Source organism: Pseudomonas sp. NPDC089752 (assembly GCF_044748725.1).
Classification (GTDB): Bacteria; Pseudomonadota; Gammaproteobacteria; order Pseudomonadales; family Pseudomonadaceae; genus Aquipseudomonas.
Window position 1 is genome coordinate 395,083 of record NZ_JBIVGP010000001.1, and the last position, 25,231, is coordinate 420,313.

General features: G+C 64.5%; 19 protein-coding genes. 13 read left to right on the plus strand and 6 right to left on the minus strand.

The genetic code is table 11. The features are described 5' to 3' along the window. Window positions 1-17 precede the first annotated feature (17 nt). Together ACIPZF_RS01805 and ACIPZF_RS01810 are read right to left on the minus strand one after the other, a co-directional pair. A complete protein-coding gene (locus ACIPZF_RS01805; RefSeq protein WP_400794650.1) occupies window positions 18-704 on the minus strand; it encodes a type 1 glutamine amidotransferase domain-containing protein in 687 nt (228 codons plus the stop codon). A gap of 81 nt (window positions 705-785) precedes the next feature. Further along, a complete protein-coding gene (locus tag ACIPZF_RS01810; protein ID WP_400794652.1) occupies window positions 786-1,703 on the minus strand; it encodes a LysR family transcriptional regulator in 918 nt (305 codons plus the stop codon). A gap of 95 nt (window positions 1,704-1,798) precedes the next feature. Between ACIPZF_RS01810 and ACIPZF_RS01815 the strand changes: the two genes are divergently transcribed. The 5 genes from ACIPZF_RS01815 to ACIPZF_RS01835 all read left to right on the plus strand — a co-directional run bounded on the left by ACIPZF_RS01815 (window position 1,799) and on the right by ACIPZF_RS01835 (window position 7,480). Continuing rightward, the gene (locus ACIPZF_RS01815) at window positions 1,799-2,962 is read left to right on the plus strand and encodes an MFS transporter (RefSeq protein WP_400794654.1); all 1,164 of its coding nucleotides are present in this window, start codon (window positions 1,799-1,801) and stop codon (window positions 2,960-2,962) included. 57 nt (window positions 2,963-3,019) lie between these two features. Continuing rightward, window positions 3,020-3,475, plus strand: coding sequence for a GNAT family N-acetyltransferase (locus ACIPZF_RS01820; RefSeq protein ID WP_400794656.1), 456 nt, complete (start codon window positions 3,020-3,022; stop codon window positions 3,473-3,475). An 89-nt stretch (window positions 3,476-3,564) separates the two neighbouring features. Then, complete coding sequence (locus tag ACIPZF_RS01825) at window positions 3,565-4,074, plus strand: sigma-70 family RNA polymerase sigma factor (RefSeq protein WP_400794658.1); 510 nt, start codon at window positions 3,565-3,567, stop codon at window positions 4,072-4,074. Then, window positions 4,074-5,018 carry a FecR domain-containing protein gene (locus ACIPZF_RS01830; protein ID WP_400794660.1) on the plus strand — a complete coding sequence of 315 codons (945 nt, stop codon included), beginning with the start codon at window positions 4,074-4,076 and terminating at the stop codon, window positions 5,016-5,018. Before ACIPZF_RS01825 ends, ACIPZF_RS01830 begins: the two co-directional genes overlap by 1 nt. 65 nt (window positions 5,019-5,083) lie before the next feature. Beyond that, complete coding sequence (locus ACIPZF_RS01835) at window positions 5,084-7,480, plus strand: TonB-dependent siderophore receptor (protein ID WP_400794662.1); 2,397 nt, start codon at window positions 5,084-5,086, stop codon at window positions 7,478-7,480. 13 nt (window positions 7,481-7,493) lie between these two features. Here the strand turns inward: ACIPZF_RS01835 and ACIPZF_RS01840 are convergent, their stop codons facing one another. From ACIPZF_RS01840 to ACIPZF_RS01850, 3 genes are all read right to left on the minus strand, one after another. Next, on the minus strand, window positions 7,494-10,004 hold the full coding sequence (locus tag ACIPZF_RS01840; protein WP_400794663.1) for an RHS repeat-associated core domain-containing protein: 2,511 nt from the start codon (window positions 10,002-10,004) through the stop codon (window positions 7,494-7,496). A gap of 341 nt (window positions 10,005-10,345) precedes the next feature. Continuing rightward, window positions 10,346-10,969 carry a glutathione S-transferase family protein gene (locus tag ACIPZF_RS01845; RefSeq protein ID WP_400794665.1) on the minus strand — a complete coding sequence of 208 codons (624 nt, stop codon included), beginning with the start codon at window positions 10,967-10,969 and terminating at the stop codon, window positions 10,346-10,348. Between the two features lie 72 nt (window positions 10,970-11,041). Further along, window positions 11,042-13,153 carry a TonB-dependent receptor family protein gene (locus tag ACIPZF_RS01850; RefSeq protein ID WP_400794667.1) on the minus strand — a complete coding sequence of 704 codons (2,112 nt, stop codon included), beginning with the start codon at window positions 13,151-13,153 and terminating at the stop codon, window positions 11,042-11,044. A gap of 289 nt (window positions 13,154-13,442) precedes the next feature. Here ACIPZF_RS01850 and ACIPZF_RS01855 point away from each other — a divergent pair, with 289 nt between their 5' ends. The 8 genes from ACIPZF_RS01855 (at window position 13,443) to ACIPZF_RS01890 (ending at window position 23,969) form a co-directional block, all read left to right on the plus strand. After that, the gene (locus tag ACIPZF_RS01855) at window positions 13,443-14,687 is read left to right on the plus strand and encodes an acyl-CoA dehydrogenase (RefSeq protein WP_400794669.1); all 1,245 of its coding nucleotides are present in this window, start codon (window positions 13,443-13,445) and stop codon (window positions 14,685-14,687) included. 14 nt (window positions 14,688-14,701) lie between these two features. Next, window positions 14,702-16,072 (plus strand): LLM class flavin-dependent oxidoreductase, encoded by a 1,371-nt coding sequence (locus ACIPZF_RS01860; protein WP_400794671.1) that lies wholly within the window; start codon window positions 14,702-14,704, stop codon window positions 16,070-16,072. After that, entirely contained in the window at window positions 16,054-17,109 is a 1,056-nt protein-coding gene (locus ACIPZF_RS01865; protein WP_400794673.1) for an NADP(H)-dependent aldo-keto reductase, read from the plus strand. Before ACIPZF_RS01860 ends, ACIPZF_RS01865 begins: the two co-directional genes overlap by 19 nt. Before the next feature lie 359 nt (window positions 17,110-17,468). Beyond that, a complete protein-coding gene (locus ACIPZF_RS01870; RefSeq protein WP_400795015.1) occupies window positions 17,469-19,061 on the plus strand; it encodes an ABC transporter substrate-binding protein in 1,593 nt (530 codons plus the stop codon). Then, window positions 19,058-20,044 carry an ABC transporter permease gene (locus tag ACIPZF_RS01875; protein ID WP_400794675.1) on the plus strand — a complete coding sequence of 329 codons (987 nt, stop codon included), beginning with the start codon at window positions 19,058-19,060 and terminating at the stop codon, window positions 20,042-20,044. The genes ACIPZF_RS01870 and ACIPZF_RS01875 overlap by 4 nt, the downstream gene beginning before the upstream one ends. Further along, window positions 20,041-20,904, plus strand: coding sequence for an ABC transporter permease (locus ACIPZF_RS01880; protein WP_400794677.1), 864 nt, complete (start codon window positions 20,041-20,043; stop codon window positions 20,902-20,904). Before ACIPZF_RS01875 ends, ACIPZF_RS01880 begins: the two co-directional genes overlap by 4 nt. Continuing rightward, a complete protein-coding gene (locus tag ACIPZF_RS01885; RefSeq protein WP_400794679.1) occupies window positions 20,901-22,613 on the plus strand; it encodes a dipeptide ABC transporter ATP-binding protein in 1,713 nt (570 codons plus the stop codon). The genes ACIPZF_RS01880 and ACIPZF_RS01885 overlap by 4 nt, the downstream gene beginning before the upstream one ends. 144 nt (window positions 22,614-22,757) lie before the next feature. Next, the gene (locus tag ACIPZF_RS01890; protein ID WP_400794681.1) at window positions 22,758-23,969 is read left to right on the plus strand and encodes an acyl-CoA dehydrogenase family protein; all 1,212 of its coding nucleotides are present in this window, start codon (window positions 22,758-22,760) and stop codon (window positions 23,967-23,969) included. Window positions 23,970-24,122: 153 nt separating this feature from the next. On the opposite strand, the gene sfnR is transcribed toward ACIPZF_RS01890, so the two are convergent. Then, entirely contained in the window at window positions 24,123-25,223 is a 1,101-nt protein-coding gene (gene sfnR / locus ACIPZF_RS01895; RefSeq protein WP_400794682.1) for a sigma54-dependent transcriptional activator SfnR, read from the minus strand. Window positions 25,224-25,231: the final 8 nt, after the last annotated feature.

The window sequence follows — 25,231 nt, forward strand, 5'->3', positions numbered from 1 at the left end:
CCGGGACAGAATCGAGGCTATTCGCGCGACAGCCGCTTGAGCAGCGCCGTCGCCACACCTTCCGAAGACGCCGGATTCTGCCCGGTGATCAGGTGGCCGTCTTCAACCACATGAATCGCCCAGTCCGCTGCCTTGGAATAGTCGCCACCTTGGCTCTTGAGCATGTTCTCGACCAGAAAGGGCACAACCTGGGTCAGCCCGACTGTGTCTTCCTCGCTGTTGGCGAACCCAGTCACTTTCTTGCCCTGCACCACAGGGTGGCCATCCGGGGCCTTGACGTGTTTGAACACGCCCGGTGCGTGGCAAACCGCGGCAATCGGCTTGTTGGAGGCATAGAACGCTTCCAGCAGCGTCTTGGAGTCCTTGTCTTCGGCCAAGTCCCAGAGCGGCCCGTGTCCGCCGGGGTAGAACACGGCGTCGAAATCGTAAGGGTCGATTTCGCTCAGGGGAACCGTGTCGGCCAATGCCATCTGCCCTTCGGTATCATTGCCAAAGCGCCGGGTGGCGTCGGTCTGCGCATCGTCTTCGTCGCTCTTCGGGTCCAACGGTGGCTGGCCGCCCTTGGGGGAAGCCAAGGTGACGTCGGCATTAGCGTCGATGAACACGTAGTACGGGGCAGCGAACTCTTCCAGCCAGAAGCCGGTTTTCTTGCCGGTGTCGCCCAGTCGGTCGTGGGATGTCAGCACCATCAGGATCTTTTTCATCTGAATTCGTCCTCCAAGTGAGAATGGGCAGCGTTGCGTTCGCCTTGCAGTACTGGGAGGTCGCGCGGCTTCAGACGTTCACTATGGATGATTGGCGTCAAAGGGCCAGCCCTGATGGTGCTGCACCATGAAGTCGACAAACACCCGCACCCGTGCAGGCATCGATGGGCCGCCAACGAACACGGCGTGGATCAGTTCTCGATCGCCCGGATTGTAGGCCTCCAGCAGCGGTACCAGTTCGCCGCTGCGCAGTTCATCGGCCACGCTGAAGGTGCCGATGCGTGCAATACCGGCGCCAATCCTGGCCAATTGCGCCAACGCTTCGCCGCTGCTGCATTCGATAGTGCCCGCCACCTTCAGCGAAAATGCCTGCCCATCCCGACGAAACGGCCACTCGGACACCGCGCGACGGAAGTTGAAGCGCAGGCAGTTGTGCTGCGCCAGGTCTTCAGGTTGCTCAGGTGTGCCGCAGCGTTCGAGGTAGGCGGGCGAGGCCACGACGACTTCGCCAGTGTCGCCAATCAAGCGTGCACTCAACGAGCTGTCCGGCAGGGGGCCGAAGCGCAAGGCGACATCGGCCTGGCCGCCGAGGATGTCGGTAATTTCGTCACTCAATGTCAGGTCGATCATCACGTGCGGGTACTTGGCGCTGAAGGCCGCCACCAGCGGCACTACCGTTTGCCTGCCGTGACCCAGCGCGGCGCTGACCCTCAGCCGGCCTCTCGGCACGCCCTGATCGGTGATGGCTTCTTCGACTTCTAGCATGTCGGCAAGTATGCGCCGTGCGCCGCGCAGATACGCATCGCCTTCTGCAGTCAGGGAGATCGCCCGAGTGGTGCGCAACAGCAGGCGAGTGCCCAGGCGCTGTTCGGTGCGCGCGATGATCCGGCTGACCGCCGAAGGTGTCAGCCCCAGCGCCCGCGAAGCGGCAGAGAGGCTGCCTTCGTCCACCACCCTGGCAAAGACTTCCATCTCGCCAGATCGCCCGTTGTAATCCATTTGTGCCTCTTGCGCAAAGGTGATTGCCAGAAATGCTGTCTAGTGCTTTGAAAGCCCGAATCGTAGCATTCCAGGCACAGATTAGGAGCTTTCCCATGCGTATCAATCCACCTCTCGTCGCACTCGCCGTCGGTGCCTTTGGCATCGGTGTCACCGAGTTCGCGCCCATGGGCATGTTGCCCAGTATCGCCACCGACCTCGGTGTCTCGATCCCAGCCGCCGGCCTGCTGGTCAGCGCCTACGCGATCGGCGTGTTGATCGGTGCGCCATTGATGACCCTGGCCACCGGCAGGGTCCCGCGGCGTTACCTGCTGATCGGGCTGATGGCGATTTTCACATTGGGCAACCTGATGTCGGCGCTCGCCACCGACTATCAGAGCCTGCTGATCGCCCGGGTGGTCACCTCGCTCAACCATGGCGCGTTCTTTGGCGTTGGCTCGATCGTCGCGGCCAGCCTGGTGCCGCCGGAAAAACGCGCCGGAGCCGTGGCGGCGATGTTCATGGGGCTGACGATCGCCACCATCGGCGGCGTGCCGCTGGCCACCTGGTTCGGCGAGCTGATGGGCTGGCGCACTGCGTTCTGGGGCATTGCCGGCCTTGGTCTGGTGACGATGGTCGCGCTGTGGTTCGCCTTGCCCGAACTCAAGCTGCCTGCCAGCAATGGCGCATTGGCCGAGATCCGCGTCCTGACCCGCGGGCCTGTACTGTCGGCGCTGGCGCTGACTGTAGTGGGTTCCAGCGCGATGTTCACGGTGTTCACCTATATCGCGCCGATCCTGCACAGCGAGGCCGGGGCTTCCACCACCTTCATCACCGCCATGCTCGTGCTGTTCGGCGTCGGCCTGACCTTGGGTAATGTGTGGGGTGGCAAGGCGGCGGATCGCTCGGTCGACCGTACTTTGATGGTCTCGCTGGCGGTGCTGATCGCGGTGTTGCTGGTGTTCCCACTGGTACTGGACTGGCCGCTGCCAACTGCCGTGGCCATTCTGGTCTGGGGCGCGGCCAGTTTCGCGCTGGTACCGCCGCTGCAGATGCGCGTGATGGAAGCTGCCAAGGACGCCCCCAATCTCGCGTCAGCAGTGAACATTGGCGCGTTCAACCTCGGCAACGCCATCGGCGCTGCACTGGGGGGCGCGGTGATCAATGCGGGGCTTGGCTATTCGGCGATTTCGCTGGCGGGGGCCATGATGGCCGGGGTGGGGCTGTTGATGACCGTGGTTTGGCGTGCTCGGCCGCAGCCGCTCGCCCTTTGCGGGTGAGCGCCGCTTCAGCGACTATGGCCCTTTGGCGTTCAATGAGTAGGTGAGGACTGGATTATGGCACTGACGTTAAGGCAAGCGCTCGTCACCGACATCCCTGCTATCTTCCAGGGCGAACAGGGCTACATCCGCACTTGGGAACCTACTCACGAACTGGCCTGGCAAAACGACCTGCATCGGCACCTGACGCGCTGGGTCGAGCATTTCGAGCGGCTCACGGTGGCAGAGATCGACGGTCAGTTCGCGGGCTACTCGTTGTGGATGCCTTCGCAAGACATGGCCGATCTATGCACCCTCAATGTCAGCCCGGAGTATCGGCGAAATGGCATAGGCCGGGGCCTGCTGGAGCGCTTTGGCGCTGATGCCGCCCAATCCGGTTTCAACAGGCTGGTGCTCAGCGTTCGCGCAGACAACCCAGCAAGGCTGATGTACGAGCAAGCTGAATTCGTTTGCACAGGCACCGATCACCACGGCTATCTGCGTTACGAAAAAGCCTCGCCGAAACGGCTGTAGATTGTGTCTCCACTCACTGAGAAAAGCATGGAACTGCACTGCAGTGTAAATTAGAATCACTCACATTTACGCCGCTGCAGGTCTACTCCATGATCGACGCCGCCACGCCCCCGGAGCACAGCCTGCCCACCCTGTATCGCGAGCATCGTGGCTGGCTGGAAGCCTGGCTGCGGCGGCGTATGGGCAATGCCTGGGATGCGGCCGACCTCAGCCAGGACACCTTCCTCAAAGTATTGGCCAGTGCCCAGCCATTGGCCGAGATCCGCGAGCCCCGCGCCTATCTGTTGACCGTGGGCAAGCGCCTGCTGAGCAACTTCCATAAACGCCGCAGTCTGGAGCAGGCCTATCTCGATGCGCTGGCACAATTACCCGAACAGTGTCTGCCGTCTCCGGAGCAGCGCTGGATTCTGCTGGAAACCCTGCAAGCACTCGACGAATTACTCGACGGGTTGAAAGCTCCGGTGCGCAAGGCGTTTCTCTGGAGCCAGCTGGAAGGCCTGGGTTACAGCGAAATCGCCGAACGCCTCGCTATTTCCGAGCGCACCGTCAAACGCTACATGGCGCAGGCTTACGAGCACTGCCTGCTGGCAGAGCTGTAATGCCTGCGCGTTCACCTGATGCGCGCGAAGTGGTTCGTGCTGCTGCGCGCTGGCTGACGCTGCTGGACTCCGGCAAAGCCAGCGAAGACGAGCTGCAGCGCTTGCAGCAGTGGCGCGCCAGCAGCAGCCAGCACGAAAGTGCCTGGCAAAAGGCGCTGTTGCTGCGCCAGCGTTTTGCCCAGTTGCCGGGCGGGCTGGCGATGGCCACGCTGGATCGCCCGGATGCCGGGCGTCGTGCACTGCTCAAGCAAGCGCTGGGTATAGCCGCGTTGGTCCCCGCCGCCTGGCTGCTTGTCCGGCAGCTGCCGGTGGACGCATGGACCGCCGACCTGCACACCGCTGTGGGCGAACGCAGGCGCTTGCAGTTGAGTGACGGCACGGCCTTGCAGTTGAACACCGACAGTGCTGTCAACATCGACCTGGCTGCGCGAAGGCTGACGCTGGTACGCGGTGAGCTGGCCGTCACCGTCCCCAACGGCACGCACATGGCCGTGCAGGTGCCTTTCGGTCAGGTGGCGGTCAGCGGTGCGGAGGTCTGCGTGCGTCTGTTCGATCAGGCTTGCCAGGTGTCGGTGCTCAACGGCATGGCTACCCTGAAACCGCTGCGAGGTTCTGCCTTGGCGTTGGCGGCAGGGCAGCAGGCCAACCTGCAGGCCGCAGGCATTGGCCCGATCACTGCTTTGGATGATGGGCTGCTGGGTTGGCGCGACGGGGTGTTGAGGCTCGACGATCGGCCACTGGGCGACCTGTTGAGGGAGCTGCGCAGGCACCGACCCGGGCTTTTGCGCTGGGAGCCGCACCTGGAAACCCTGCGTATCACCGGCACCTTCCGCCTTGATGACACGGATCGCGTGCTGTCGCTGCTGGCGGCCAGCTTGCCCCTGGAGGTGCATGTGCGCACCCGTTACTGGGTCACGTTGGCTGCGCGAGAAAATCGCGCGTGAGGCTGTCCCCTTTTTCCCACTCGCCGGTCATTAGCAGTAGGAAAAAATAACCGGAGCCTTATTCAATGCCTGCAGTACTGCCTTGCCGCCCACGCCCCTGGATGCACCTGGGATTCACCTTGAGCCTGCTGATGAGTTCGCCCGCCTGGGCCGATGACCTGGCCCGGCGTGCCTATCAGGTGCCCGCCGGCACCCTGGGCGCCGCGCTTACCCGGTTTGCCGACCAGGCCGGCGTCAGCCTTTCGCTCGACCCGGCGCTGCTCAGTGGTCGGCAAAGTGCTGGCTTGTCTGGCAGCTTCAGCGTAGCGGAGGGCTTCATGCAGTTACTGCAAGGCAGTGGCCTGCAGTTGCAGCAGGTAGGGGAGGGGGCCTACACCCTGGTGCCAGCGCCACAGGGCGCCGCTGCGCTGGAAATCGCCCCGACCAGCATCGTTGGCACCCAGGCGCTGGGCAGCGAAGCGCAGCCCTACGCTGGCGGTCAGGTCGCGCGCCAGGGTTCGCAAGGTTTGCTGGGTTCTCGCGACTTCATGGACACGCCGTTCAGCATGACCACCTACACCAGCGACCTGGTCAAGAACCAGCAGGCTCGCACCTTGGGCGATCTGATCGCCAGCGACCCGTCGGTGCGTGCGACCAACCCGGCAGGTGGGCGTTTCGAGCAGTTCACCATTCGCGGTTTCAGCCTGTTCAACAGCGACGTTGCCTACAACGGCCTGTACGGCATCCTGCCCACCTATTCCATTGACATCGAAATGGCCGATCGGGTCGACATCATCAAAGGGCCAAGCCAGCTGATCAACGGCATTTCGCCGCGTGGCAGCGTGGGCGGCGGCATCAACGTGGTGCCCAAACGCGCGGGCGATACGCCCATCACCGAATTCACCGGCAGCTACGCCTCGAACAACCAAGTGGGCGGTGCAGTGGACATTGGCCGACGCTTTGGCGAGGGCGGCCAGTTCGGTGTGCGCTTCAATGGCGTCAAGCAGTTCGGCGACACCGAATGGGACCACCAGCGCGTCGAGCGTGAGATGGCCGTGCTGGGCCTGGATTTTCGCGGTGAGCGCCTGCGGCTCTCGGCCGACCTAGGCCACACCGAACGCGACACCGACGCCCCGCAAGAGCGAGTGCTGGTCGGAGCCAACGCCAAGGTACCGAACGCCGACGACGTGCGCCGCAACTACGCCCAGGCCTGGAGCCAGGCACGCACCAACGACACCTTCGGCGCGTTGAACGCCGAGTATGACATCAGCGATTCGCTGCTGGCCTATGGCGCGGTCGGCGCGCGCAAGAGCAACCATGACTTTCTGCGGCACAACGTTTCGATCATCAACGATGCTGGCGACTTCACCGTCCAGCCACGCGACTTCACCCGCGACGAGAATGTGCGCACGGCCATGGCCGGGCTGCGCAACTGGTTCCATACTGGCCCGGTCAGCCATGAGCTGAACCTGGCCGCCACCTATTTCTACATGGACTTCGAAAACGGCGGCGCGCGCTATGCCTCAGCGCCCAGCAACCTCTACAACCCCGTCGCGACACCGACACCCGGCACCCCGACGCGGATCGACCCCAAGGTCTACACGGAAAACCGCTTCACCGGGCTGGCGCTGGCCGACACCCTTGGGTTCTTCGACGACCGCCTGCTGCTGACCCTCGGTGCTCGCTGGCAGCGGGTGCAGGTCGATGACTGGAGCAATGGCATCAAGGGCGACACGGCCTATGACGAGGAAAAGGTGTCGCCATCGGGCGGCGTGCTGCTCAAGGTCACCGACCAGCTCTCGCTCTACGCCAACTACATGGAAGGCCTGAGTCAGGGCAAGATCGCGCCCTCGACCTCGGTCAACGAAGATCAGATATTCCCGCCGTTCACCAGCCGCCAGGTCGAAGTCGGGGCCAAGTACGACCTGGGCCGGGTCGCCTTTACCGCCAGCGCGTTTCGCATTCGCCAACCGGCCTATGAAACCAACGCCCGCACCCGTGTGTTCGGCCCCAATGGCAAGCGCGATAACCGCGGGGTGGAGCTCAGCGTGTTCGGCGAACCGCTCGACGGCGTTCGCCTGCTGGGTGGGGTGATGTACATCGACAGTGAATTGACCGATACCGTAGGCGGCACCTTCGATGGCAACCGCGCGCCGGCTACGCCGGAGTACAACGTGAACCTTGGCGCCGAATGGGATGTGCCTGGGTTGGCAGGGCTGACGCTGACCGCGCGCGGTATTCACTCCAGTTCGCAGTATCTGGACCAGGACAACAGCAAACAGATCGAAGGTTGGGAACGCTTCGATCTGGGGGCGCGGTACGCTTTCAAGGTCGATGCAACGCAGGTTACCTTGCGGGCCAGCGTCGAGAACGTGTTAGATGATCGCTATTGGGCTTCGGCTGGAGCGTCGGATGACAGCGAGCCGGGGTTGACGTTGTCAACGCCTCGGACCTATCTGCTGTCTGCGACGGCAAGATTTTAGTCCATGTGGGCGTTTATAATCGCGTTTGCTGAATGTGCTTTTTTTTGCGTATCGCTGACCTGAGTGGCGTGTTCCGCCGGAATGGATCCGCCATGGTTTGCGTCGATGCATTTCTCATCGTTCGCTGGCGCATGTCGGTTGACTGGTCAGTGCTTGAGGATGGGATGGCCGGCGGAGGTTGACTATGTGAGGTTTCCGATACTTCGTGAAACCCGTTGATTTGGCTGATTCCCCGGCTAGGTGGAGGGGCTGAAGTTTCGCTGGGGTCGGGCGATTGAGCGCCTGTGGTCATTTGCATGCTGTTTGGATCGTGCGACGTATCATTGCTGGAAGGTAAACGGGCTCTGTAGAACTCTGGATCCCAGATGCGACGAGACATAAGCCTGCTAGTGGCCGTAACCACAAAGGCAATAATTACTCCGGCTGCACCTAGCTCGGCCCCCAAAAGTGTGCTTCCACTCATCGCTGCGGCAAAACCGATGGACATGAACATAAGGGCCAGCCCCGCGCCTATTGAGTCAACGGCCGCTACGCGTCCATCACGTTCATGCATCTGCCTGTTGAAATCGCGACCAACAGCACGCCACGAGCGGTTTTCCCTGTAGGCGGTTGCCAGCGAGTAAGCGATGGGCGTTGCATTTCGCGCCAGTCCCCACATACCAAACGAAGCGCCAACGGTAAACACGATCGCCAACCAGAGTTTCATTTGAAAGAAACTCATCATCATGTCAGCGGCAGCCTCCTCTCCCGCCAACCCTTCGTTGTCTCGATAACGCAAAGGGTTGTTGTTGACCATCCGATACAGGTTGACACCATCTACCGTTCCGCCGGGGTCCGCACTGATCCAGCGACCTTTTTCGCAGTAGCGATAGCCGTAGTAATACAGTCCGCTGGCGTCGAGTTCCTTGCCGGAATGCCTCGCGGTCCGTTGGATCATCCGATCGACCTCCGACGCTGGCTCGTCGAGGCTGGTGGTTTCGCCAAAGGGTGAGTATTCCTCCCTGGTGACCAGGGTGCCGTCGCCATCCGTTTCGCCTCCCACGCTGTCCAGGTGGTCGCTGAACCCATAGCGCAAGTGGCACTGTTTGTTCAGGCGGTCCTCCACCCACCGCACCGCATCTGCCTCAGTGATGACGATGTGCTTTTGCAGGTTAGCGTCGAGCCATCGCTGGCGTGTTTCACAGCCTCCGCCATAGGTGGTGGTAGCCGTTCGCAGGCCACTGCTGGTAGTCACCGTGTTGACTTTACGAGTTCGGGTGCCGCTGTCGGCATAGTGGTAGCGCTCGGTGTCGTCGGTCTCCCCGGCTGGACGTGAGACCAACGTGACCAGGCGCAACTGGTTGTCCGCGAGCCATTGCAAGGACCTGCCGTCAGACAGCTGTTTTTGCAGCCCGCCGGGCAGAAAACCGGTTTCCGGCGTCAGGCCATGTCCCTCAGGCAGTGCCCGGTTGCTTTGCCCAGCGACGAGCAGTGTGCGGCTACGCGAACCTGCGCCGCCGTTGTGGCTGAGCACGGTCAGGTTATCGCCATCGTCGTAGGCATACTGTTCGGTGTAAGGGCGCCAGACCTTGCCGCCCTTGAGGTCGGAGGCGGCGAACGCGGGAGCCCAGTAACCACTGACCGAAGCCCGCTCACGGCCAGTGGCAGAGACTAGGCGATAGAGCGAGTCGTAGCGGTATTCACGCAGGCCGTTGGCCTCCTGGTTGCTGTGCCACTCCGGGTCGGTGCCTTGATCATCGAGGCCGAGGATGTTGCCTGCCGGGTCGTACACATAGTGCAGGTCGCAGATTACCAGCGCCCCCAGGGGGTGACTGGATGGCCGCTCGGTGCGGTGCTGTGCCAGCCGTCGCGAACGTGGCGAGTACACGTAGGTGTCGACGACCCCATTGCCTGCCGTTTGCGAGAGCACCTTGCCGTCGGCCCGGCGCTCGATCGTTTCGAGCACCCGCGTTTCGTCTGCACCGTGACGCAGCCGGGTTTCGCTCACGGCGCCGCTGACAGCATAGGTGGTGACGGTGGTCACCCCCGCTGCATTCGTCTGCCTCAGCACGCTGCCGAGCGCATCGTGGTGCGCCATCACGATCAGGGGCTGTGTTTCCAGCTCGCGCTCGCTGTCGCCACCCCAATCGGGTTGGTCGGCCTCCGGGCGCAGCAGGCGCTGCCGGGTTTCCAGTGGCTGGTCGGTCAGGGATAACGCGCAGGTCTGCAGCCTGCCAGCATTGTCATGCATCAGGATGGCGATGCCCGCCAGGTTGCGCTGACGATGCTCTGCGTCTGCCGGTGCGTACTGTGAGCGTTCGCGAAGACGTGCAGGGCCACCGGCTGGCTGCTCCTCAGTCCCAATCGGCCGGCCGCCATCCTTGACGGCTTCATAGAGCGTGCGGGTGAGGGTGCCTTGGGCATTGCATGTCCACAGGGGGCGGTCAGCGCTGTCGATGAGCGTCAACGCCGCGTCGCCGTCGGCGGTGTGCAGTTTCACGGTCTGGCCGCCCAAACTGCGAACCGTGGTGGCGTCAGGCAACACGGGTGAGTCCGCGGCTGATCTGAGCGGACGGGCCCCGAATAGCCGCACAGTGCGCGTCAGCAGGTCGGTGCTGATGTGGGTGCTCAGCAGCCGCGCCGAAGTCCCAGGGCGAACATCATCCGGGTGGCGCAGAAGGCGCAGGACCAATGCCGGGTTCCCGGAACTGGCCTTGACCATTACCTCTGGAGTGCCTGCGTGGTGGCTGGCAGAACCGTAAATGCGCATTGGCAGTCGCGCTCTAGAAACCCTGTACAGCGGCGAGTCTATTCCCGTGCCGCAGGCTGCGCACCTGGCAGATTTGTCAGGTTACGCAGTTGCAATGCCGTGTTAGACGTCAGTGCTCAAGGCGTGCCGTTGCGCCCATGCAGGACAAACCCGGGTCGGTCCGTCAGCCGCTTGAAGTACTCGCTGACCGCCGGCAGGTGCGGGTGCTCGAAGGGCGTTTCGAACCAGCGATTGACCGAGAGGCCGATGGGAATATCGGCCAGCGTGAAATGGTCTGCGACAACGTAAGCACCGGTCGCGGCCAGTTGCTGATCAAGTATGCGCATGTAGCGCGACCACTCCGCGCACCCGGCGGCCAGGGCCTGTGCATCCTGGTGGGCAGGCGAATGCCGCACCAGCGACATGAAGGCGTAGCTCCACGAACGGTTCAGGTCCGAGGCCTGCCAGTCGATCCACTGATCGACGCGGGCCCTGGCTTTTGCCTCGGTGGGGTAGATCGCCGCCTGGCCGTAGCGTGTGGCCAGGTAGCGGATGATGGTATTGGATTCCCACAGCGTCAAATCGCCATCCTGGATAACCGGAACCATGGCGTTGGGGTTCAGTGCCAGGAATGCCGGGGCATCGGTGGCTTGAAAGCCAATGCCCCAGTCTTCGCGCTCGAAGGGAATGTCGAACTCGCTGCAGGTCCAAAGGACCTTGCGCACGTTGATGGAAGACGCCCTGCCCAATATCCGTAACATGCTGTCAGTCCTTTACCGGGAAGTGCCGATCGTCAACCACGGCACGTACGCGGTCAAGGCCCACGGCAGCAGTCAGTAACGCACCTCCAGCCCCACGTACGCACCCACCCCGTCGCCTGGCCAGAATGCCGCCGTATCTTGCCCGTTGGCGTTGTACACCGGGGTTATCGCGGTCACGTAGGCCTTGTTGGCCAGGTTCTTCAGGTCCAGCGAGACCTTCCAGTTACCCTTGGGCGCTTCATAGCCCAGGTTCGCGCCCCAGATGGTGTAAGAAGGGGCGTACAGCGTGTTGGCATAATCCACCGCCGTACGCGATGCCGACTGCACGTTGACGCCGGTGTACCAGCCACTGTGGTCCTGGTACTGCAGTTCACCCTGGTAGATGTGTTTGGGTACGCCTGGCAGCTGGTTGTCGCCAAAGGCGTCGTCATGCCGGTAGTAGAAGTCGTTGTAGGTGTACATCTGACGCCAGCGCACCAGGTCGCCCTGGGCGTTTTCCCACAGGCGGGTGTTGAGGCCGGCCTCGACGCCCTGGTGGATCGTCGGCGAGGCGTTGAAGGCCCCAGTAACCGCTGCCGCCGTGGAGGTGGCGGGGATCAGTTGCACGTTCAGCAGCTCGTCGTGGATCCACGAGCGGTACAGCGCCAGGCTGCCATCGAAGATGCCGTGCGAACCCTTGATGCCGACCTCGAAGGTGTTGGCCTTCTGTTCCACCAGCGGCCGGATGTACGGCAGGGCAGGGCCGGACCCCGAGTATTCCCACGAAGCAGGCGGGTCGATGCTGCGGCTGAAATTAGTGAACAGCTGCAGGTTGGGGTTGAACTCATAGCGCAGGCCGATGCGTGGGGCGGTGCTCCAGTTGTCGTAGTCCACGTGCTGCGGGAAGTTGGTGGTGTTGGCAGTCACCGCGTGGTCGATATCGACCTTGCGCCGCACGTTGATGAACGACACGCCGCTGGTGAGCCACAGGTGGTCGACCAGGTTGATGTCGTTGCCCAGGGCGATTACCCGGTCGAACGAGTCCTTGTAGTCGACCTTCTTCAGCGACAGCTTGTCGTCGTTGGCCGAATTCACCCCGCCGCGCAGGTGCTGGGTGGAGGTGAAGGCGATGTTGCTGCGGCTTTCATGGCCGAACAGGTAGTCGACGCGGTCGTAGCCCAGCAGCAGGCCGAGGTCGTGCCAGTCCCAGTAGCTAGGGTTGCTCGGGCTGCGCGGGCTGTTGGTGTGGCGGTAGTCGTGATACGACAGGCCGACGGTCAGACGCGCGTCGTCGTCGAAGGTGTAGGTGGTCTTGCTGCCCAGCCAGATGCTGCCCGGGCGGCGCGCACCGGCACCGCTGCTTTCGGCGGTGGCGCTGGCGCGGCGGCTGTGGTGCAGGGCGCCATCGAGCGTAGTGGCGCTGGGGTCGTTGTGGGTTTCGTCGCGGTAGCGCAGCAGCAGGCGGGTTTCCAATTTCGGGCTGAAACGGTAGCCGGCGTTGGCGACGATGCCGGAACTCTTCGACAGGCTGTAGTCGCGGTAGCCTTCGTTGCGGTAATTGTCGGCTTGCAGGTAGTAGTCCAGGTCGCCTTCGACACCGCCGTAGCTGATGCTCTGCTTCTGGTAATGGTAGCTGCCGGCCTCGGCGCGCACGCGCAGGCCGGGGGCGCTGTAGCCGCTGTGGTTGACGAAGTTGACCGCGCCACCAAGGGTCAGCGCACCGTACTGGAAAGCGTTGGCGCCGCGCAGGATCTCGGTGTAGTTGACGCCGCTGGTGTTGAGGAACTCATAGGGCGTGCCACCGGGGCCGGTCAGCGGCAAGCCGTCGAAGAGGAACTTGATGCCCTCGCGAAAGTAGCCCGGCGAAGTGTTGGCGCCGGAGCCGCGGATCGAGATCTTCGCCGCATCGTTGCCGCCGGTGGACTGCACGAACACGCCAGGCTGGTAGGCGAGGGTGTCCTGCAGGGTGGCGGTGCGGCCCTTGGCGACTTCTTCGCTGTCGACCACGCTGGTGCCGCCCGGTACTTCGGCCAGGGCGCTGGCCGCTTGCTGCACTTCGGTTTGCTTGTTGCCTTGCACGGTGACCGTGCCAAGGGCCTGGTCAGCCGCCAGTGCCGTGACCGGGGCCAGCAGGGCCGTGGCCACGGTGGCCAGGGCGGCCTGGCGGATCGCCAGGGGCAGTGGATGGGGTTGGCTCGCACGCATCGTCGTATTCCTTGGAAGTCATCGTAAGTCCTCGGCGTTCTATGGGAATAGTCAGGCCTGTCGAAACCAGTAAGAGCAGTTTTTGTGCCAGGTGGCGAAGGGCCTGATTTGGTAGCCGCTGAAAATCTGTCGGCAAGCACCCGTTGTTGTCACGGCAACACAAGGTGAACACTTTGCGTTGTCTGGCAACTTGGAATAAGGGAAATGCCACGTAAATAGGCGGTTAAAGGCGTGGCATGACAACTGCAATACCCTTTCATCGCCTAGATGGGCCAGAAAGGAAACCACCATGAGCCAATTCCCGATTACCGACGCCGAACTGGATGCGCGTTTCGAGCCCCTATATCGCCTCATCGCCGAGGGCGCGGTAACGCGCGAGCAGCAGCGTACCCTGGCCTTCGAGCCGGTGGCCTGGCTGCGCGAGGCTGGCCTCGGCGCCTTGCGCGTACCACGCAGCCACGGCGGCCTTGGCGCCAGCCTGGCGCAACTGTTACGCCAGATGGTGCGCCTGGGCCAGGCCGATTCCAACCTGCCGCAGATCTTCCGTGCCCACTTCGGCTTCGTCGAAGGGCGGCTGGCATCCAACGACGCAGCCTCGCAAGACTACTGGTTCGCCCGTGTGGTTGCCGGTGAGCTGTGGGGCGCGGCCATGGCCGAACGTACCGACAGCACCGGCAACACCGTGCAACTGAGCGACGCTGAAGACGGCTATCGCCTGGACGGCGAAAAGTACTACTGCACTGGCACCCTGTATGCCGATTGGGTAGCGGCGGTGGCTAACCACGGCGATGACTTCGTCAGCCTTGCGGTGTCCACCCGTGCAGCCGGGGTGGAGCGCTTCGACGACTGGGACGGCTTCGGTCAGCGCCTGACGGGCAGCGGCACCACCCGCTTCACCCAGGTGGCGGTGCAGCCGCAACACCTGCTGCGCCGCTTCGCCAAGGGCGAACTGCGCGCCGAGTCGTACCTTACGGCGTTCTACCAGGCGGTGCACCTGGCCACCCTGGCCGGTATCGGCCGCGCCGTGCTGGCCGATGCCGTGGCCTTCGTCCAGGGCCGCACGCGTGTGTTCGGCGTGCCGGGGCAATCGCGGCCGGCCGAGGACCCACTGGTGCAAGCAGTAGTCGGCCGCCTGGCGAGCCTGGCCTTCGCCGCCGAGGCGCAGGTCACTGCGGTGGGGCACAGCCTGCAGGCCGTGTTCGAAGCCGAACAGGCGGGCGAGGTGCCCGAACAGCTGTACACCGACGCCGAAATTCACGCCTTTCAGGCCCAGCAGATCGTGCTGCCACAGGTGCTTGAGGCCAGCACCTTGCTGTTCGAAGTCGGCGGTGCCTCGGCTACCAGCAATGCCCGTCGCCTCGACCGCCACTGGCGCAACGCCCGCACCCTGGCCTCGCACAACCCGGCGATCTACCGCGAACAGGCGCTGGGCGACTACTACCTCAACGGCATCAGCCCGGCCCAGGCGTGGCGCGCCCGCCAGGCTGCCGCCAGCGCAGGGCAGGGCAGTGGCGACGAAGCCAGCGCGGTCTGAACAGGAGCATGACCATGAGCAGCAAACCCACCCAGATGAGCCTGGGCATGAACATCCTCGGCTTCGGCTCGCATGCCGGCGCATGGCGCCAGGGCGAAGCGGCGATCGATGCCTATATCGACGTCAACTACTACCGCGACATTGCCCGGTTGTCCGAGCGTGGCTGCCTGGATGCGATCTTCCTCGCCGATGGTCCGGCGCTGCCGCCGGATGTCGCCAGCCAACCAGGCGGGCGACTGGAACCGACCGTGTTATTGACCGCAGTGGCCGCAGCCACCGAGCGCATTGGCGTGATCGCCACCTGTTCCAGCACCTACAACGAGCCGTTCAACCTGGCCCGGCGCATCGCCTCGCTGGACCACATCAGCGCAGGCCGCGCGGCCTGGAACGTCGTCACCAACGCTGGCGACGCCGCCGCGCAGAACTTCGGCCTGGCGGGTGCGCCGCTGCATGTGGACCGCTACGGGCGCGCCGAAGAGTTCGTCGATGTCACCCTGAAGCTGTGGGACAGCTGGGAGGACGATGCAGTGATCGGCGACCGTGCCGGTGGTCGCTTTGCCGACCCGCGCAAGGTGCATACCTTGGACTATCAGGGCAAGCACTTTCAGGTCAAAGGGCCGCTGAACCTGCCGCGCTCGCCTCAGGGCCGGCCGGTCCTCGTGCAGGCGGGTTCGTCCGAAGGTGGCAAGGCGCTGGGCTCGCGCTACGCCGATGCGATCTTCACCACCCAGACCACCCTGGCCGGCGGGCTGGCGTTCTACCAGGAGATGAAAGCACGGGCCAAGGCCTGGGGGCGCAACCCGCAGCACCTGAAGATCATGCCCGGCCTGTCGACGGTGATCGGCAGTACCGAAGCCGAGGCGCATGCACGCTTCGATGAACTCAATGCCTGGCACGGTGAGCACGGCCTGTTGCAGCAAGTGGCGGGACGTATCGGCATCGATGCCAGCCAGATGGACCCGGACGCGCCGTTGCCCTGGGCAAAGATTGGCGAAGTGGCGGATTTCGAGCGCGGATCGCACGGCTTCCTGGAAGCCCAGTTGAACCTGGCGCGCAGCGAAAACCTGACCATTCGCCAGCTGTCGCGGCGGATTCTGGTGGGGCACCGGTTGGCGGTGGGTACGCCGGAGCAGGTGGCCGACACGCTCGCCGAATGGTTCCTGGCCGGCGCAGGGGATGGATTCAACATCATGCCTGATGTGTTCCCTTCAGGGGCGCGGGTGTTCGTCGAGGAGGTCGTGCCGTTGCTGCAGGAACGCGGGTTGTTCCGCACCGAATACAGCGGCACGACCTTGCGCGAGCACCTGGGGTTGCCCAAGGCAGTGAATCAGTTTGCATCTCAACCCATTACCCAAGGACGCACACCATGCTCTACCGCCACCTAGGCCATACCGACCTCAAGGTCAGCCTGCTCAGCCTCGGCACCATGACCTGGGGCCATCAGAACAGCGAACAGGACGCCCACCAGCAACTGGACGCCGCCGTCGCCGCTGGCGTCAACTTCATCGACACCGCCGAGATGTACCCCACCCCCACCCACGCCGAAACCTGGACCACCACCGAGCGTTACCTCGGTAACTGGATCAAAGCCCGTGGCCAGCGCGACAAGCTGGTGTTGGCGAGCAAGGTATCAGGCCCAGCCCGCGAGCCCAAAGGCCAGTCGCACATTCGTGATGGCCTGTCGCACCACGATCGCAAGAACATCGTCGCCGCCCTGGAAGGCAGCCTGCGCCGCCTGCAGACCGACTATCTGGATCTTTATCAGCTGCACTGGCCGGACCGCAGCAGCAACTTCTTCGGCCTGCGCGAATACCCCTATGTCGACGACCACCCGCAAACCGCCGCCATTGAAGAAACCCTTGCCGTGCTCGACGAGCAGGTCAAGGCCGGCAAGGTTCGCCACATCGGCGTGTCCAATGAAACGCCGTGGGGCGTGGCGCGCTTTCTGCGCCACAGTGAGGACAAAGGGCTGGCACGCATCGCGAGCATTCAGAACCCCTACAGCCTGCTCAACCGCCTCTATGAAAACGGCCTGTCGGAGTTCAGCCACCGCGAAGGCATCAGCTTGCTGGCCTACTCGCCGCTGGCTTTCGGGACTTTGACCGGCAAGTATCTGAATGGCGCGCTGCCCGAGGGTTCACGACTGGCGTCGGTGTATCGCACGTTCAATCGTTACGGCAGCGACGAAGCCAACAGCGCCATTGCCAGCTATGTGCGGATTGCCAAAGCGTACGGGCTGACCCCGGCGCAGTTGGCTCTGGCCTTCGTCATCCGCCAGCCGTTTGTGGCCAGCGCGATCACCGGGCAGACCACGTTGGCGCAGTTGCAAGAAAACCTCAGTGCGCTTGAGGTGAAGCTCAGTGACGAGGTACTGGGCGAGATCCAGGCCATGCACCGCCGTATTCCCAACCCTTCGCCGTGAGTTGAATGGCAAGGGCTGCGCCCTTGTTCGCGGGGCAAGCCCGCTCCCACAGGTTCGAGAGCAACTCGGTATCTGTGGGAGCGGGCTTGCCCCGCGAAGAGGTAGGCACAGCCGACATAAAAAGATCTGAAATGACCGGTGTACTTCATTCTCGACCTGTGCAATCCCCTTACAACTGTTCACCCCCCAACACCCCCCCCACACTTTGCTCTCAAACCAGCATCAACCACCCGCCAAACCCCAGCAAATCAACCTATTAAACCCGGCACAACTCCTGCAACACCCCTCCCAAAGCCCAGTCCCCCGCAGGAGCGCCCTTGAACCGACCCATCCTCCCCCTGATCCCGCTCTGCGCCTCGCTGGCCCTGCTCGGTTGCGAGCGCATCGAGCAGCCCTCGGCACAACCCACCCAGCCGCTCCACGGCGGCACGCTGGTCTACGCCACCGACCGCGAACCCACCTGCCTCGACCCGCACGTGGCCGGCGACATGCCGCAGGTGTTCGTCGCCCAGCAGTACCTCGACTCGCTGGTGTCGATGGACAGCAACGGCCAGATCGGTCCCTGGCTGGCCTCCAGCTGGGAAGTCTCCGCCGACGGCCTGCGCTACACCTTCCACCTGCGCCGCGATGTGCACTTCACCGATGGCACGCCGTTCAATGCCGATGCGGTCAAGGCCAACCTCGACCACATGGCCAACCCCAAGACCCAGTCCAGCACCGCTGGCGGCTACATCCGCCAATACCGCCGCACCCAGGTGCTCGACGCCTACACCGCCGAGGTCACCCTGGCCACGCCTTATGCCGCCTTCCTCGAAGTGCTGGCCCAGGGGTTCCTCGGCATCCAGTCGCCTACGGCGCTGGCCCGCAGCCGCGATGAGAACTGCGAAAGCCCGGTCGGCAGCGGGCCGTTCAAGGTCGTGCGCTGGGACCGGCAGAACCAAGTGGAGCTGGTGCGCAACCCGGACTACAACTGGGCGCCGCCGACCGCGCAGCATCAGGGGCCGGCCTACCTCGACCGCATCCTCTGGAAGTTCATCCAGGAGCCGTCGGTGCGTTTCGCTTCCTTGCAAGCCGGTGAAGTCGATGTGATCGAAGCGCTGCCGCCAGAATCGCACGAAGCGGCGCGGCGCAACCCGGACGTTGACCTGATCATCGCCCAACGCCCCGGCAACCCCACCAACGGCACCTTCAACCTGCGCCGTGCGCCGTTCGACGACATCCGCGTGCGCGAGGCACTGGTGCGCAGCGCCGATGTCGAGGGCGCGCTCAAGAGTGTGTACTTCGGCGAGTTCCCCCGTGCCGGCGGGCCGCTCAGCGCTGCCACGCCGTTCTACAGCGGTGACTTCGAGCGCAGCCAGGACTACGACCCGGCGCGTGCCGCACAACTGCTGGACGAAGCCGGCTGGACCGGCCGCGACAGCGAGGGCTACCGGACCAAGGCCGGCCAGCGTCTGCGCGCGGTGGTGCTGATCGGCGCGCGTACGCCGCCATCGGAACTGACCCTGTGGGAACAGGTACAAGCCACCACGCGCCAGGTCGGCATCGAGCTGGTGCTCGACCAGATGAGCGATGCCCAGGTCACCAGCCGCCAGGCCGCCTGGGACTACGACATCCGCATCGGCTACTGGAACACCAACACCCCCGACGTGCTGCGCATCATCTTCAGCAGCGCGTTCGTGCAGCCGGCGGGGGTCGGTGGCTATCACCAGAACTCGTCCGGCTATGCCGACCCAGGCTTCGATGCCTTGCTCGACAGCGCCCTGGCTACTCAGGACGCCGAGCAGCGTCGCGAGCACTACCTACAGGCCCAGCAACAGGCGGCGGTGCAGTACCTGCAACTCACCACCTACCCGCAAAGCACGCGCCTCGGCATCTACAAGACCGCCCACGGCGTGCGCCTGGAACCTTCGCTGGCGGTGACCTACCTCTATGACGCATGGGTGAACAAATGAGCCTGACAACCCTCGCCGTGACCGACCCCCGTCGCGAACGGCTGGCCGCCCTTGGCCGCCGCGCCGCGATCCGCCTGGCAGGTGGCGCACTGGTGCTGTGGGCGGTGGCGACGCTGACCTTCTTCGCCTTGCGCCTGATGCCGGGCGACCCGGTGCTGGCCATCCTCGGCGGCGCCAGCGGCAACCCTTCCCCGGAGGCCATCGAGGCCGCACGCCAGGAGTTCGGCCTCGACAAGCCGCTGGCGGTGCAATACCTGCTCTACCTCGGGCGCCTGTTGCAAGGCGATCTGGGCATGTCCTACTCGCAGCACCTGCCGGTTACGCGGGTGCTGGCGGAGCAGGGCGGCGCCACCTTCGAGCTGACCGTGGCGGCGTTGATGCTGGCCTGGCTGTTGGTGTTGTTGCTGACCGTGGCCACCGCCGGCCGTGGCCGATTGGTCGGTGGTGTGGCCTCGTTGCTGGAAACGCTCAGCGCATCGTTGCCGCACTTCTGGCTCGGCGTGGTGCTGCTGGCGGTGTTCGCCTTCGGCCTGCGCTGGTTCCCACCGGCCGGCAGTGACAGCTTCGCCAGCCTGGTGCTGCCGGCGTTTTCCCTGGCCATTCCGTTGGCAGGTTTCATCGCCCAGGTCACCCGCGAATCGCTGGAGCTGACCCTGGAACAACCCTTCGTGCTCACCGCCCGAACCCGCGGCCTCAGTGACTTGGCGGTGCGCTTCAGGCATGCCCTGCGCCACGCGTTGTTGCCGGGCGTGGCGCTGTCGGGTTGGGCCATCGGCGCGCTGATCAGCGGCGCTGTGGTGTGCGAGGTGATCTTTTCCCGCAAGGGCATCGGCCGCCAGCTGTACCAGGCCGTGCAACTGCAGGACCTGCCGCTGGTGATCGGCATCAGCCTGGTGGTAGCGGCCGGCTACGTGCTGGCGAATATTCTGGTCGACCTGCTGTACCAGTGGATCGACCCTCGGCAACAGGAGGCCGCAGCATGACTGATCTGACCCTGGACCAAACCTTATTGCCCGTGCGCAGGCAGCGACGCCTGAGCCTGCCACCGCTGGGCGCCAGCCTGGCGATCCTGTTCCTGCTCGCGCTGCTGTTGGCGGCCTTGGCACCGGGCCTGTATACCCGCGTCGACCCGCTGGCGATCGTGCCGCGCGAGGCGTTCCAGCCGCCGAGCTGGGCGCATTGGTTGGGCACCGACCAGTCAGGGCGCGACATCTTTGCGCGGATCATCCACGGCGCCCGCCAGAGCCTGCTGATCGGCGTGGCCGCCACGGCCATCTCGATGGCCATCGCCATCACCCTCGGGCTGCTGAGCGGCCTGGGCGGTGCGCACCTGGACCGGGCCGTGGGTTGGCTGCTGGAAGTGCTGTTCGCCTTCCCCAGCCTGGTGCTGGCGCTGCTGTTCGTGGCGGTGTTCGGCAGCGGCGTCGGCCCGCTGATCGTCGCCACCGGGCTGGGCGGCGCACCAGGCTATGCACGCATGGTGCGCGGCCAGGTACTGGCGGTGCGCAACGCCGGCTACATCGAGGCGGCGCGGGCGTTGGGGCATCCAACGTCACGTATCGTCCTGCGCCAGTTGTTGCCCAATGCCATGCGCCCGTTGGTGGTAACGCTGACCATGGGCGTCGGCCAGGCCATCGTCTGGGCTTCGGCGCTGAGCTTCCTCGGCCTGGGCGCACGGCCGCCGGCGCCGGAGTGGGGGACCATGCTGTCCATGGGCCGCGACTTCATCGCCAATGCCTGGTGGCTGACCTTCTTCCCCGGGCTGTTCATCGTCCTTACCACACTGGCTACAACGGTGACCGGCCGCCATATCCAACAACGCCTGGAGGGCCGCCTGCCATGAGCGACAAGACCTTGATCGTCGAGGGGCTGAGCGTGGCCTTTGACGGACTTAGCGTGGTGCGCGATTTGTCCTTCACCTTGCAACCGGGCCGCTGCGTGGCGCTGGTGGGTGAGTCGGGCTCGGGCAAGAGCGTCAGTGCCCGCAGCCTGGTCGGCCTGGCCGGGCCGCGTGCACAGGTGAGTGCCCGCCAGCTGAGCTTCGGCGGGCATGACCTGCTCGACCTGAGCGAGCGCCAGTGGCGCGCGGTGCGTGGCAAGGACATCGGGTTCGTGCTGCAGGATGCGCTGGTGTCGCTCGACCCGCTGCGGCCGGTGGGCAAGGAGATTCTCGAAGTGCTGCAGACCCACCAGTACGGCGACCGGCAAACGCGCGCGGCGCGGGTGCATGAGTTGCTGGAACGAGTAGGCGTGCCAGATGTTGCCTTGCGCGCTCGACAGCGCTCGGGGCAATTGTCCGGTGGCCTGCGCCAGCGCGCGTTGATTGCCAGTGCATTGGCACTGGACCCTGCACTGGTGATCGCCGACGAGCCGACCACCGCGCTGGATGCGACGGTGCAGGCGCAGATTCTCGACGTGTTCCAGCAGATCAAGGCCCGTGGCGCTTCGCTGCTGATCATAAGCCACGACTTGGCGGTGGTCGCGCAGCTGGCCGATGAGGTGGTGGTACTGCGCCACGGCGAGGTGGTCGAGCAGGGCCCGATGCAGCAGGTGTTGCGTCAGCCGCAACATCCCTACACCCAGGCGCTGCTGGCGGCAGTGCCGGCCGAGCACCCGCGCGGTAGTCGGCTGTCGCCGGAGCGCGCGGGCGTTAAGCGTGAGCCGAAGCCTCGGCTGAAAAGCGACGTGTTGCTGGAAGGGCGCGGCCTGGGCAAGCGCTACCTCGGCCCGGACGGCCTGTTGCGCCAAGTGGTGACAGGCGTGGATTTTACCCTGCGCGCCGGGCGCACGCTGGGCATCGTCGGCGAGTCGGGCTCGGGCAAGACCACCGTGGCGCGGATCGCCCTTGGCCTGCTGCAGCCCGACGAAGGTGAAGTGCTGTATCGCGGCCAGCCCTGGAATCGCGCTGGCAACGCCGTGAGCGAAGTGCTGCGCAGGCCGTTGCGCCGAGACATCAGCGTGATCTATCAAGACCCGCTGGGTTCGTTCGACCCGCGCTGGAGCGTGGCGCAGATCCTCGACGACGCCTTGCAGGTCGCGGGCATTCACGCTGCGCAACGGCCCGCGCGTATCGCCATGTTGCTCAACCAGGTGCGCCTGCCGGCCGACCTCGCCCAGCGCCGGCCGTTGCAGTTGTCCGGTGGCCAGCGTCAGCGAGTCGCCATTGCCCGGGCGATCGCCAGCGAACCGAAGCTGATCATCTGCGACGAGCCGGTCTCAGCCCTGGACGTGTCGGTGCAGGCCCAGGTGCTCGACCTGCTCGCCGACTTGCAGGACGAGCTGGGCCTGGCCTACCTGTTCATATCCCACGACCTCGGGGTGATTCGCCATGTCAGCGATGACGTGCTGGTGATGCGCCACGGCCAGGTGGTGGAGTACGCACCGGTCGAGCAGTTGTTCGAGCACCCGGCCCATGAATACACCCGACGGTTGCTGGGCGCGGTACCGCGATTGCCCGGCAGTGGCAGCGCTCTGGTGGTGCCACCACTGGACCTGGAGCACGAAGCCTTCGACCTGTTCGACGAATCACGCCTCTGGAAAATCGCGGTGTGACCTGAATCTTGAGCAATGCACATCCCCTGTGGGAGCGGCTTTAGCCGCGAAGCAAGCGACGCGGTGGATGGCACCGGCTTCGCCGGTGTTCGCGGCTGAAGCCGCTCCCACTGGGGCCGCGTAGAATCTAACAAGGACTGAACCATGACGACTTTCCAACATTTTCCAACCCAGGCACCTGCCGGCGATATCGCAACCCTCAGAACGCGCATAGTGGCCCTGCTGCCAGCCATCGCCGCCGGCGCCGCCCAGCGCGAACGTGACCGCCAGTTGCCTTTTGAAGCCATCGCCCAACTGGCTGCCGCTGGCCTTTACACCGTGCGCATCCCAACCAAGTACGGCGGCCCCGGCGGCACGGTCGGCGATGTGATCGCGCTGCTGCTGCAGGTGGCCGCCGCCGATTCCAACGTCGCCCAGGCCTTGCGCCCCGGTTTTGCTTTTGTCGAAGGATTGCTGGTGTCGCGTGCGGAAGGGGCCGAGCAAGAGCGCGCGCGCTGGTTCGCCCGCTACCTGGACGGCGCGGTGATCGGCAACGCCGGCTGGGAACTGGGCGGCGCGAACGGCGCCATTGCGGCGCGACTGGTGCGCGAGGGCGCGCACTATCGCGCCAACGGCAGCAAGTTCTACAGCACCGGCGCGCTGTTTGCCGACTACGTCAGTGCAGTGGCCCTGGACGAGGACGAACAGCCGGTGTCGTTCATCCTGCCGCGTGATCGCGAGGGCCTGGAGCTGGTCGATGATTTCGACGCCATGGGCCAGCGCCTGACCGCCAGCGGCACCACGCACCTGCGCAACGTGAAGGTCGAGGCCAGTGACATCCGCACGCGCACCGTGGAGGAGGGCAGGCGCACGCTGGTCACGCCGTTCCTGCAGCTGTTCCTTGGCACGGTGCTGGCCGGCATTGCCCGCAATGCCCTGAACGATGCCAGCCAGTTCGCCCGTGAACACGCTCGCCCGATCAAGCACAGCACGGCCAGCCGGTCGGTGGATGACCCGTATGTGGAGCTTTCGGTAGGCGATATCGCCGCCCGTGCCTATGGTGCCGAAGCACTGGTACTCAAGGCGGCCGCGACTATCGACAAGGCGTGGGCCGCGCAGTTGGACGAGGCTGCCGTGGAGCAGGCGGCCATCGAGGTGGCGCAGGCGCAGTATCTGGTTGCCGAGCTGGCGCTCAAGGCCGCCGAAACACTGTTCGATGTCGGTGGCGCCTCCACCACCGGCCGCCAGCACAACCTCGACCGGCACTGGCGCAATGCCCGCACGGTGGCCAACCACAACCCGCGTCAGTGGAAGGCGGCGGTGGTCGGCGCGTGGCAACTCAAAGGTACTCGGCCGCCTGTCTCGGGATTGTTTTGACCGCCCAACCGGGCTTGCTGGATGGCACGGGCTTCGCCCGTGTTCGCGGGACAAGCCCGCTCCCACAGAGGTCTGAGCTGCAAATTGGAGGAGCAGTGCACCCTGTGGGAGCGGGCTTGTCCCGCGAAGAGGCCGGTACAGGCACAATGTATCTCAGATCGACAACCGCACCAGCCGGTTGTCCACCACCTGCGGCTCCTGCCCCCGTCGCTTGTTCACCACCAGCTCACCAATCGCAATCAACCGCGTACGCGTGACGTTGCGCGACAACCCCAGCAACTGCGCGGTATGCACCTGGTTGTAATGGCAGAAGTGATACGCCGAGCGCAGCAGCGCGTTCTCGACCTTCTCGTACAAGTCCCCAGGCTGTTCTTCGTACAGCCTGCTGAACGCCTGTTGCAGCAGATCTTCCACGGCATTGCGTGCCGGTTCTTCTTCCTGGCGCTCCAGCCGCAGGTTGGACAGGCGCAGGTCCTGGGCCTGCACCAGCCCGTCGCCGCAGGTCAGCAAGCTGTGGTGAATCACGTTCTCCAGCTCGCGAATGTTGCCCGGCCAACTGTACTCGACCAGCTTGGCCTGCGCCTTGGGGCTCAACTCCACTGGCCCGTAGCCCAGGCGCTCGCTGTAGGTGCGGATGAAGTGCCGGGTCAGTGGCAGGATATCGCCAGGCCGATCACGCAGCGGGTGCAATTGCAGGGTCACCACATTCAGGCGGTAGTACAGGTCTTCGCGAAAGTGGCCGGCATTGATGGCCTTCTCCAACTGCACGTTGGTCGCCGCCAGCACCCGCACGTTGATCGGGATGCTTTTGCGCGAGCCCAGGCGTACCACCTCGCGCTCCTGCAGCACGCGCAGCAGCTTGACCTGGATCGGCAGCGGCAAGTCGCCGATTTCGTCGAGGAACAGCGTGCCGCCGTTGGCCTCCTCGAACCAGCCAGCCTTGGCCGCCAGGGCGCCGGTAAAGGCGCCTTTTTCATGGCCGAACAGTTCGGCCTCGACCAGCGATTCGGAAAACGCGCCGCAGTTGACCGCGATGAATGGGCCGTTGCGCCGGCCGCTGAGGTTGTGGATATGGCGCGCGACCAACTCCTTGCCCGTGCCGGTTTCGCCGATGATCAGGACGCTGGCCTCACTGGGGGCGACCTGTTGCAGGTGGGCGAGCAGCGCCTGCGATCTGGGGTCTTCGAAGACCTGTGCGGTCGCCCTGATCGAGGTAGCCAGTGTCGGTGACGGGGGGAGTGTCAGCAGTTGCATGGGCGATC

Coding starts and splice junctions, on each gene's coding strand:
- ACIPZF_RS01805 (WP_400794650.1), bottom strand. CDS start 704: ATGAAAAAGATCCTGATGGTGCTGACATCCCACGACCGACTGGGCGAC.
- ACIPZF_RS01810 (WP_400794652.1), bottom strand. CDS start 1,703: ATGGATTACAACGGGCGATCTGGCGAGATGGAAGTCTTTGCCAGGGTG.
- ACIPZF_RS01815 (WP_400794654.1), top strand. CDS start 1,799: ATGCGTATCAATCCACCTCTCGTCGCACTCGCCGTCGGTGCCTTTGGC.
- ACIPZF_RS01820 (WP_400794656.1), top strand. CDS start 3,020: ATGGCACTGACGTTAAGGCAAGCGCTCGTCACCGACATCCCTGCTATC.
- ACIPZF_RS01825 (WP_400794658.1), top strand. CDS start 3,565: ATGATCGACGCCGCCACGCCCCCGGAGCACAGCCTGCCCACCCTGTAT.
- ACIPZF_RS01830 (WP_400794660.1), top strand. CDS start 4,074: ATGCCTGCGCGTTCACCTGATGCGCGCGAAGTGGTTCGTGCTGCTGCG.
- ACIPZF_RS01835 (WP_400794662.1), top strand. CDS start 5,084: ATGCCTGCAGTACTGCCTTGCCGCCCACGCCCCTGGATGCACCTGGGA.
- ACIPZF_RS01845 (WP_400794665.1), bottom strand. CDS start 10,969: ATGTTACGGATATTGGGCAGGGCGTCTTCCATCAACGTGCGCAAGGTC.
- ACIPZF_RS01850 (WP_400794667.1), bottom strand. CDS start 13,153: ATGCGTGCGAGCCAACCCCATCCACTGCCCCTGGCGATCCGCCAGGCC.
- ACIPZF_RS01855 (WP_400794669.1), top strand. CDS start 13,443: ATGAGCCAATTCCCGATTACCGACGCCGAACTGGATGCGCGTTTCGAG.
- ACIPZF_RS01860 (WP_400794671.1), top strand. CDS start 14,702: ATGAGCAGCAAACCCACCCAGATGAGCCTGGGCATGAACATCCTCGGC.
- ACIPZF_RS01865 (WP_400794673.1), top strand. CDS start 16,054: ATGCTCTACCGCCACCTAGGCCATACCGACCTCAAGGTCAGCCTGCTC.
- ACIPZF_RS01875 (WP_400794675.1), top strand. CDS start 19,058: ATGAGCCTGACAACCCTCGCCGTGACCGACCCCCGTCGCGAACGGCTG.
- ACIPZF_RS01880 (WP_400794677.1), top strand. CDS start 20,041: ATGACTGATCTGACCCTGGACCAAACCTTATTGCCCGTGCGCAGGCAG.
- ACIPZF_RS01885 (WP_400794679.1), top strand. CDS start 20,901: ATGAGCGACAAGACCTTGATCGTCGAGGGGCTGAGCGTGGCCTTTGAC.
- ACIPZF_RS01890 (WP_400794681.1), top strand. CDS start 22,758: ATGACGACTTTCCAACATTTTCCAACCCAGGCACCTGCCGGCGATATC.
- sfnR (WP_400794682.1), bottom strand. CDS start 25,223: ATGCAACTGCTGACACTCCCCCCGTCACCGACACTGGCTACCTCGATC.